General features: G+C 31.1%; 6 protein-coding genes and 1 tRNA gene. 4 read left to right on the top strand and 3 right to left on the bottom strand.

The genetic code is table 11. The annotated features are described in order from the left end of the window. Positions 1-158: 158 nt before the first annotated feature. The gene (locus ABD771_RS13495) at positions 159-989 is read right to left on the bottom strand and encodes a universal stress protein (protein WP_345095478.1); all 831 of its coding nucleotides are present in this window, start codon (positions 987-989) and stop codon (positions 159-161) included. Between the two features lie 171 nt (positions 990-1,160). Between ABD771_RS13495 and mnmE the strand changes: the two genes are divergently transcribed. Further along, positions 1,161-2,549 carry a tRNA uridine-5-carboxymethylaminomethyl(34) synthesis GTPase MnmE gene (mnmE, locus tag ABD771_RS13490; protein WP_345095476.1) on the top strand — a complete coding sequence of 463 codons (1,389 nt, stop codon included), beginning with the start codon at positions 1,161-1,163 and terminating at the stop codon, positions 2,547-2,549. 30 nt (positions 2,550-2,579) lie between these two features. On the opposite strand, the gene ABD771_RS13485 is transcribed toward mnmE, so the two are convergent. Together ABD771_RS13485 and ABD771_RS13480 are read right to left on the bottom strand one after the other, a co-directional pair. After that, a complete protein-coding gene (locus ABD771_RS13485) occupies positions 2,580-3,038 on the bottom strand; it encodes an RNA methyltransferase (protein ID WP_345095474.1) in 459 nt (152 codons plus the stop codon). Between the two features lie 43 nt (positions 3,039-3,081). After that, positions 3,082-5,043 carry an endonuclease gene (locus ABD771_RS13480; protein ID WP_345095472.1) on the bottom strand — a complete coding sequence of 654 codons (1,962 nt, stop codon included), beginning with the start codon at positions 5,041-5,043 and terminating at the stop codon, positions 3,082-3,084. 161 nt (positions 5,044-5,204) lie between these two features. On the opposite strand from ABD771_RS13480, the gene ABD771_RS13475 reads away from it, so the two are divergent. The 3 genes from ABD771_RS13475 to ABD771_RS13465 all read left to right on the top strand — a co-directional run. After that, positions 5,205-6,359, top strand: coding sequence for a DUF4369 domain-containing protein (locus tag ABD771_RS13475; protein WP_345095470.1), 1,155 nt, complete (start codon positions 5,205-5,207; stop codon positions 6,357-6,359). A 154-nt stretch (positions 6,360-6,513) separates the two neighbouring features. Continuing rightward, positions 6,514-6,595 (top strand) — tRNA-Tyr (locus tag ABD771_RS13470). A 172-nt stretch (positions 6,596-6,767) separates the two neighbouring features. Next, positions 6,768-9,692 (top strand): Ig-like domain-containing protein (locus ABD771_RS13465; RefSeq protein ID WP_486320582.1); only part of this gene is annotated, 2,925 nt, incomplete at its 3' end.

Below are 9,692 nucleotides of genomic sequence, written 5' to 3'. Positions count from 1 at the left end.
GATTGGTTGCTCCTCAGCAGAGCCAATTTCCTCTTCAGTTTGATATGGACAAGATAATTAATCTAAAATGAAAAATCACCAACTATTTTTGACCACATTACCTTTTTTTTAAAATATAAAACCGCAATTCAAAATTTGATTTGCGGTTTTTTTCATGTTTATTGATGAAGTGCTAAAATTGGAATCTCGCTATTGTAAGACATTTTTTCAGTAAAACTTGAAGAAAATAGTGATTCAAAGAAACTTCTTTTATAAGTAAGCATTGCCAAAACATCAATTTCTTGATGCGTAATAAAATCAGAAATAGATTCTTTTACATCTTCATTAGGAAGTATAAAAAAGGTTACAGGATCATTTTTAAATTGTTCATTCCAATCATCAAAAATAACCTCAGTATTATCTGTAGCTTTGGTTTTTACATAAAGGCACTTCACTTTTGCATTGGCAGCTTTTGCAATTTTAATAACTTGTTTTAAAGCCTCTTTATCTTTTTCGCGATATCGAGTAGTAAATCCAATAGTTTCAATTTTGGTATATTTACAATCTTTTGGAATACTTAAAACAGGAACGCTTAAATTTACAATGGCTTCACCTGTATTTGTCCCTAAAAAAGCTTCTTTCCATCCAGTTGCTCCAGAAGTTCCCATTACAACATAATCAATTTTGTCTTTTTTGATGATTTCCTTTATGTTGTATATCAAATCACCATCCATAATCATATGAGACATTTTAATATCCTCAAAATGATTTTCTTCAGCGATAGCTCGAAGTTTTGGAACTTCATCTTTAAATTTTTCAAAATTTGAAAGTTCCAAGGAATCAAAAAGTAATTGATAATTTTGTGGTGCAAATTGATTATCTACTATTGGAAGTTCATAGGTGTGCAGTAAAATCAACTCACCGTGAACTAATTTTGCTAAACCTAAAGCGTGAACAAAAGCATTGTTTGCCACATCAGAAAAATCGGTTGGAAATAAAATCCTTTTCATTATTTAATATGTATTGGTTAACTTTTATAAAATTACATTATAAAAAACCAAAAAAACATGATAACTATCATATTTACAATTATTTAACATTTCAAAAAAAATCAATTAAAATACAAATAGTTATAAAATTTTAAAAATGGTATCTTTGCACTCTTAAAACAAAAAACTGTTATGATTTACAATGATACAATCGTTGCATTAGCTACACCATCAGGTTCTGGTGCGGTTGCCATTATTAGAATGTCAGGAAAAAATGCTATTTCAATTGCATCAGAAGTATTTCAATCAGTTTCAGGAAAAGATTTACTCAAACAAAAAACTCACACAATTCATCTTGGAACTATTGTAGATGGGACAAAAATTTATGATCAAGTTTTAGTTTCTATTTTCAAAAATCCAAATTCTTACACAGGTGAAGACGTAATTGAAATTTCGTGTCATGGTTCTGTTTTTATTCAACAACAAATTATTCAACTATTACTTCGTAAAGGCTGTCGAATGGCACAAGCTGGAGAGTTTACACTTCGAGCTTTTTTAAATGGTAAATTAGATTTATCTCAAGCCGAAGCTGTTGCCGATTTAATTTCTTCTGATAATGAAGCTTCACATCAAATAGCCATGCAACAAATGCGTGGTGGATTTAGTAATGAAATTGCTAAACTAAGAGAAGAATTATTAAATTTTGCCTCATTAATCGAACTCGAATTAGACTTTGCTGAAGAAGATGTAGAGTTTGCAGATAGAACACAATTTCATGATTTGTTAAATCGAATTGAGTTTGTTTTAAAACGATTAATCGATTCATTTGCTGTTGGAAATGTAATTAAAAATGGAATTCCTGTAGCTATTGTTGGCGAACCAAATGTCGGAAAATCAACACTATTGAATGCTTTATTAAATGAGGAAAGAGCTATAGTTTCAGACATTGCTGGTACTACTCGTGATACTATTGAAGATGAATTAGTTATAGATGGAATTGGTTTCAGATTCATTGATACAGCTGGAATTAGAGAAACAAAAGATGTGGTTGAAAGCATTGGAATTAAAAAAACTTTTGAAAAAATAGAGCAGTCCCAAGTGGTTGTTTATTTATTTGATAGTACCGAGTTTGTAACATCTAGTTCTAAATTTAAAATTGAAATTGAAAAAATAAAAAATCAATTTCCATTGAAACCATTAGTCATCATTGGAAATAAAGCCGATAAATTAACAGAAAATGAAGTTATCCTTCTGAAATCTGAAATAGAAAACATCTTACTTATTTCTGCCAAAGAAAAAATTGGAATTGAAGATTTAAAAAATCAATTACTATCATTTGTAAATACTGGTTCGTTAAGAAATAACGAAACAATTGTAACAAATACAAGACATTACGATTCATTACACAAAGCATTAGAAGAAATTCAAAAAGTAAAATTTGGATTAAGTTCAGGAATTCCTTCAGATTTAATGGCAATCGATATTCGTCAGGCACTTTACTACTTTGGCGAAATTACTGGCGAAGTTACTAATGATGAGCTTTTGGGTAATATTTTTGCTAATTTCTGCATCGGCAAATAGGAATCTTAAGTTGAAAATTTAGATTTATTTTTATGATCTTGGTTTATTAATTCCTCTATCATAAAGAACTATACTTCCTGCAACAGAAACATTTAAACTTTTCTCTGATTTAAATTTTACCAAAAAATGACATTTTTCAATTGCTTGTTTGCTTAAACCATTATCTTCTGCACCCAATAAATAAACACATCGTCTTGGATGCTGAAAGGTTTCTAAATCTTCCGCATTTTCATCTAATTCTACACCAACAAGTCTTGCTCCTTTGGGTAAATTTTTAAAGAAATCCTCAAAATCTTCATAATGAAAATAAGGCATAGATTTCACAGCATTATGAGTATCAGAAGCTTGTTTGGCATATCTATTTCCAATAGTAAAAATAAAACTTGCTCCCAAATTTTGAGCAGATCGCCACAAAACACCAAGGTTCTCAGGAGTTTTTCCGTTTTGAATTCCTATACCAAAAAATTCATTTGTGAAATTATCATTCATAATGCAAGAATACAAATTGTTTTCAATATAAAATTGTCAATAGTTACTCCACTATAATTTTCTTAACGACAGATTTAGAATCTGAAGTTATTTTAGCAAAATAAATTCCGCTTGACCAATTGGTTTGAATTTGATTGTTAACAACAAATTTAGATTCATATATTTTTGAACCCAAACTATTATAAATTTCAACAGAATACTCAGAATCTATACCTGAAATAGTAATTTCTCCTTTACTCGGATTTGGATAAATCACTACTTTGCTTTCTTCAAAATTTGTATTTGAAAGTGTTGAAAACCATTGTTGTCCGGCATTTGCACCCCAAATATAATCAGCCAAATTTGGATAATCAATAAACGGATTTCTATTAACTTGCCAAGTATAAATATAATTATTGCGATTCATTTCAAAATCATCTCTTGGATCTGAATTATTCCATTGAAGCAAGGAAGCTAAATCTCCAATTTGCCCAGTAGTATCAGCTGGATTTCCATTTACTAAACTCAGCGCATTATAACGAACTGCCATATAAAATAAAGAACGAGCAACATCTCCTTTCCAACTACCAAGATTTCCTGTAGGTCCATTATAATCTGAACCATAATCTCTGTTACTTCTTAAACTATTTTCTGGACCATCTTCTGCTCTTATATGATGTGCATCTGCATGACCCGCTAAAATATCGTCTGCGTTTGTTGGTAACCAAATATTAATTCCGTCAGCAAAACTTAAAGTCCCATCTTGAAATCCTCCACGAGATTGAGGAAAAATATGTTCTCTATTCCATTTTCCTAGATTACTATTAGAATCCTGAAAATCTAATTTTGAACGAGGCTGTTCTACATACATTAACCAAACTTGATTACTATTAGCCGGATTTTGATCAGCTACTTTCAAAATAGTTTCAATATCACCATAATTGTGAGCATGAACTACCGATGGATTTGCAATAATATCTTGAATAGCTTGTTTTAAAGCAGCACCAGAAAGTCCTTCTAATGAAGAATAATAACCATTTGGAGCTGTACTTGAAACGTTGCCAAAAGTTGGATTTAAAGGAGTACCAAAAGGTGATACAATAAAATTAATATCATTAACCCTAACTATTAAATCATTATTGTTTAGATAATAATCAATGGGAAGTGTATTTAAAACTATTTTCAATTCTTCATCACCTTCATTCAAAGAATCATCGAGTAATTGAATTGTAGCCAATCCAGTTGAAGAACCTACAGGAATAGTTACACTAGTTAAACCAGAAAAATCACTTGTATTAAAACTACCATTATTTAATGAAAAAGAAATTACAAGTGGTTGTGAAGTAACAGGTGCAGATGTAGAAAAATTTATAGTTAGTGTTTGCCCTTCAGATAAAATAGATTGGCTAGTCGAAGTGGTTACATAATTAAAGATTATTCCACTACCATCATTATTTACTCCAGGAGTTGGTGGTTTAACTTCATAAGTTCCATCATTTTTTCTTTGAATAGAGTTTGAAGTTGAACCAAGTGGTTGATTATCAATAGAGCAAATAGTAATTCCAAATAGATTCATTAATGTAGTTGGAAAAGTTGTTGATGTAGAATATGCAGCAGCACTAATCAAATTTAAATTACTTGCAGGAGTGTCTAAAGGATAATCTGTATCATTTCCAGTAAAAATAGCAATTACATCAGGACCATTCTGAATTGTATTTAAGGGAAAATAAGGTGTTCTCGGTGATGGTGAAACTTGAGAGTTTCCAAAATGAATAATTCCATTAACGTCAGTAGTGTATCCATCTAAATCTAGAGAATAATAACTTAAAGTTCCTGCTCCAGTTTGTCCATTAAAAAAAACCATGACATATCCATTTAAAGAAAAATTTGGCGAACTTGATTTCAACTCAACGAATTCCTTATTGTCAGAACCAGGATTATCAGCATCTATTTCGTTTATAACAACCTGAGAATAAGTTGAAAAAATAGAACACAAGAATATGAATAAGTAGATTTTTTTTATCATTTTAAATAAAATTACCAACAAATTTACAATTTTATTAGTGAAATGATGCTAAATCCTTTGCAAAAAATAACAAAACAAAAGAATTCTAAAACATATCATAAAAAGGATATAATTTGTTTTATTTTAAATACTTTTGCGAAAATTTAAATTAAATAAAAATAATGAAAAAAATAGTTTTTTTAATTGCTTTATCCCTTTCCATTTTAAGTTGCAGTAAAGTAAAAAAAGGAGAATTTTTAATCTCTGGTGAAGCAAAAGGATTACCAAATGGTAAAATGATTTTTCTTAAAACACAAAATGATGTAGGACTTGTATTAAATGTAGATTCTGCAAAAGTACAAGACGGAAAATTTGAATTAAAAGGTAAAGTTAAAGAACCTAGCATGTTTGCTTTGTATATTAAAGACATTCAACAACCTGTTCCATTTATTATGGAAAGTGGAGAAATTGTAGTTAAGATTGATAAAGACAGTATCTGGAAGTCAAAAATTAGTGGAACAGATAGCAATGATTATTTTCAAGAATTTAATGATAAATCAAATGCTATCCAAAAAAGAATGGTAGATTACCAAAATAAAAACATTCAAAAGTTGATGGAGGCTCAACAAAAGAAAGATAATCTGGCTATTGAAAGTTTAAAAAGTGGATATGTAAAAATTCAAAAAGAAATGGATGATTACATGAACCAATATCCTGATGAGAATCCAAATTCTTATATTTCATTATTGCTTGTTGAGCGTCTATTTAATTCACAAGATTTTAAATATGAAAAAGTTAAAAAAACTTTTGAAAATTTAAATGAAGAATTTAGAAATACTAAAAAAGGGAAAGCGATATCTGAAAAGTTAAAAACTATTGAGAAAAACATGAAAAATCCTGCAGTAGCAGAAAAACTTAATTCTTTAAAGTTAGCTCCAGATTTTTCTGCTAAAAGTCCAAATGGTTCAACAATTTCTCTTAAAGAGTCAATGGGTAAAGTAACTATTATTGATTTTTGGGCTTCATGGTGTGGTCCATGTAGAAAAGAAAATCCAAATGTAGTAGCGCTTTATAATGAATTTCATTCAAAAGGATTAAATATAATTGGAGTTTCCCTTGATGATGATGCTACAAAATGGAAAGATGCAATTGCTAAAGATAAACTTACTTGGAATCAAGTATCAAATTTGAAAGGTTTTGAAGATCCAATAGCAATTCAATATGACATTCAGCAAATTCCAACAACATTTGTTTTAGATTCTAAAGGAAATATTGTGGCAAAAGATTTAAGAGGAGATGAATTAAAAGCAAAAGTTCAGGAACTTTTAGGTCAATAAATAATAAAAGTCTTTAAAAATAAAAAAAATCTCCAATTGGAGATTTTTTTATTTTATTCATTACCAAAAGATTAAAAAATAAGATGAAATTAAATAAAAAATATATTTGGAAAATTTAAAAGTGTTCCTATATTTGCAACCTCGTTAAGCGAATGGGGAGATACTCAAGCGGCCAACGAGGGCAGACTGTAAATCTGCTGACTACGTCTTCGTAGGTTCGAATCCTACTCTCCCCACAAAATTTAAAATCTCAAGAAATTTCTTGAGATTTTTTTTATTTATACCTACATAATTTAATTACATTCAACTTTCAATAAATTTAAATTCATTATTTTCGTTGCAAAATTTATTACATAAATTATGTTTAAAAATTCTACAAAATATATTTGTCTATTTCTTTTTACAATTTTGTCTTTTTTAAAACCAGAGGAAAGTTTCTCTCAATGTTTTGAAATTGAAAGTATATTGGTTGACGCATGCTCTCCTAATAATCCAACAAATGAAGAAGGATTTAATGAAATGGTACGTTTTAAAGTTGGTGCCGCTAATATAAATGTAAGTAACTTAAATGTAACTTGGCCAAATAATCCTTGGTTAGGAGTTGTTCAAAACGCAACTACTAATTCAAAAGTAGCTGCTTTAAATGCTAGCATTTTTGCTGCAGGAAATTGTGGACAAATATTAGAACCTACAGGTGGTGTTTTGCCTGCGAATGCAACTGTAATATTAGTTACAAGCTATAATGTAAATACTGCTTTCAATTCTTTTGGTTCATTAACAACCACAATCTACATGATTTTTCAAGATAATGCTGCCAATATTGGTGGGCATTTTGCGAATTATAATGTTATTCCCGGAACTAGAACACTTACAATGTCATTTGGAGCTTGCACAGACTCTGTAACTTATGAACGTAGTTTATTAATTAATTCATTAGGAAACTATGGTGGAACAACAGCAGATAATGATGGTGCCACTGTAAACTTTACTACTACAGGAACACCTAGTTATGCTAATACTGGTTGTATCGCTCCAATTCCTCCATTTTTTACTAATGCTGGCAATGCAATTACTGCATGTAAAGGTTCTACGATAAATCTGAATGGAATAGCACAAGGTCATCAAAGTGTGTTGTGGACAGCACCTGTTGGGTCATTTTCAAATACATCTAACTTAGTAACTAATTATACAATACCTGCTAATGCTACTGGGACTAGTGTAACATTAACATTAACAGGAACTAATATTTGTAATCTTACGACAAACTCAACAGTAACTATAAATTTTACAGTTGTAAATCCTCCAACTGTAACTAGCCCTGTAAATTATTGTCAGAATGCAAGTGCTGTTCCATTAATTGCTAATGCTTCAGCAGGCGGAACATTAAATTGGTATGGAACAAATGCTACAGGAGGAACAGCATCATCTTCAGCACCTACTCCATCTACTACAACACTTGGAACTACAACTTACTATGTTAGCCAAACCATTGCTGGTTGCGAAAGTGATAGAACTCCAATAACTGTAACTATTGCAAATACTGGTCCTTCATTAAATTTATTCTGTGATTTTGCGAGTCCAAATACAACAACTACCTCATTAAATTTTGATTTTAGTAATGTTGGTCAAACAAATTTCACTTATACCTACTCTATAGCTGGAGGTCCACCAGTAACAGGCACATGGGTATCTCCTTCAAATTATACAGTAACTGGATTAAGTCCTGGTACATCTGTAACTTTTACATTAACTGCTAATGGAGTTTCTTGTGTCTCACCAATGACAACAACATGTAATACGGCTTGTCCTTCAATTACTGCACCTAATTTTGCTGTAATTGCACCAATTTGTACAGGTGGAACAGTACCAACATTATCAACAACATCCCCAAATGGAATTAGTGGAACATGGAGTCCAGCAACAATAAGTAATACTGCTAGTGGCAACTATACTTTTACTCCAAATTCTATACTATTTCCTTGTGCTTCTAATCAAGTTTTGAATGTGAGTGTAGTAAATCCTATCACACCTACATTTAATGCTATAACACCTATTTGTTTTGGAACAGCTGCTTCTACACTGCCTACAACATCTACAAATGGAATTACAGGAACTTGGTCTCCTTCAGTTAGCAATACAACTACCACTACATATACTTTTACGCCTAATGTAGGTCAATGTGCAACAACTACAACATTAACAATAACAGTTAATCCATTAATTGTTCCAACATTTAATGCTATTTCTCCTGTTTGCTCGGGTGCAACAATCACTGCACTTCCAACCACTTCAACAAACGGAATCACTGGTACATGGTCACCAACATTGAATAATTTAGCAACAACAACTTACACTTTTACTCCAATTAATAGTCAATGCGCAACATCAACAACATTAACTATTAATGTTACTCCAAACATAACACCTACATTTAATCCAGTGAGTCCGATTTGTTCTGGTCAAACATTAAGCGCATTACCTACTACATCAATAAATGGAATAACTGGAACTTGGTCACCTGCATTAAACAATACTAATACAACTGTATACACTTTTACCCCAAACACTGGTCAATGTGCCACGACAACTACATTGACAATAACAGTCAATCAAAATGTTACACCTTCTTTTACATCTGTTCCTCAGATTTGTAATGGAGATGTTTTAGCTCCACTTCCAACTACTTCTACAAATGGAATAACTGGAACATGGTCACCTATATTAAATAATACTAACACAACAACTTACACTTTTACTCCTAGCACCGGCCAATGTGCTACCACAACAACATTGACAATAACAGTCAATCCAAAAGTAACTCCAACTTTCAATCAAATTACTCCTGTTTGCAGCGGAAATACAATTTCTCCATTACCTACTACGTCTATAAATGGAATAACTGGTACTTGGTCTCCAGCATTAAATAATATTGTAACTACAACCTATACTTTTACACCTAACAATAGTCAATGTGCGAATCCAACCACCATGACCATCACTATTATTACAACTGCAACAACTCCAACATTCAATATTAATACAACAGCTTGCTCTGGAGCCACAATAAATCCTCTTCCATTAGTTTCACAAAATGGAATATCAGGTACTTGGTCACCGACTATCAATAATACAACTACAACAACTTATACTTTTACTCCTAATCCAGGACAATGTGCGAGCCCAACTACAACTCAAATTTCAATTATTGGAAGTCCTATCATCACCACACCAAGTAACTATGTTGTTTGTGATGATAACAATGATGGAGAGAGTTGTTTATTTGATTTAACGACTAAGAATTCACAGATATCGACACAAGTAGGTATTTCGATT

It is taken from the genome of Flavobacterium chungnamense (assembly GCF_039539165.1).
In the GTDB taxonomy this organism is placed as follows: Bacteria; Bacteroidota; Bacteroidia; order Flavobacteriales; family Flavobacteriaceae; genus Flavobacterium; species Flavobacterium chungnamense.
Note: the sequence above shows the minus strand (reverse complement) of the source record. Positions and strands in the feature narration are given on the sequence as shown.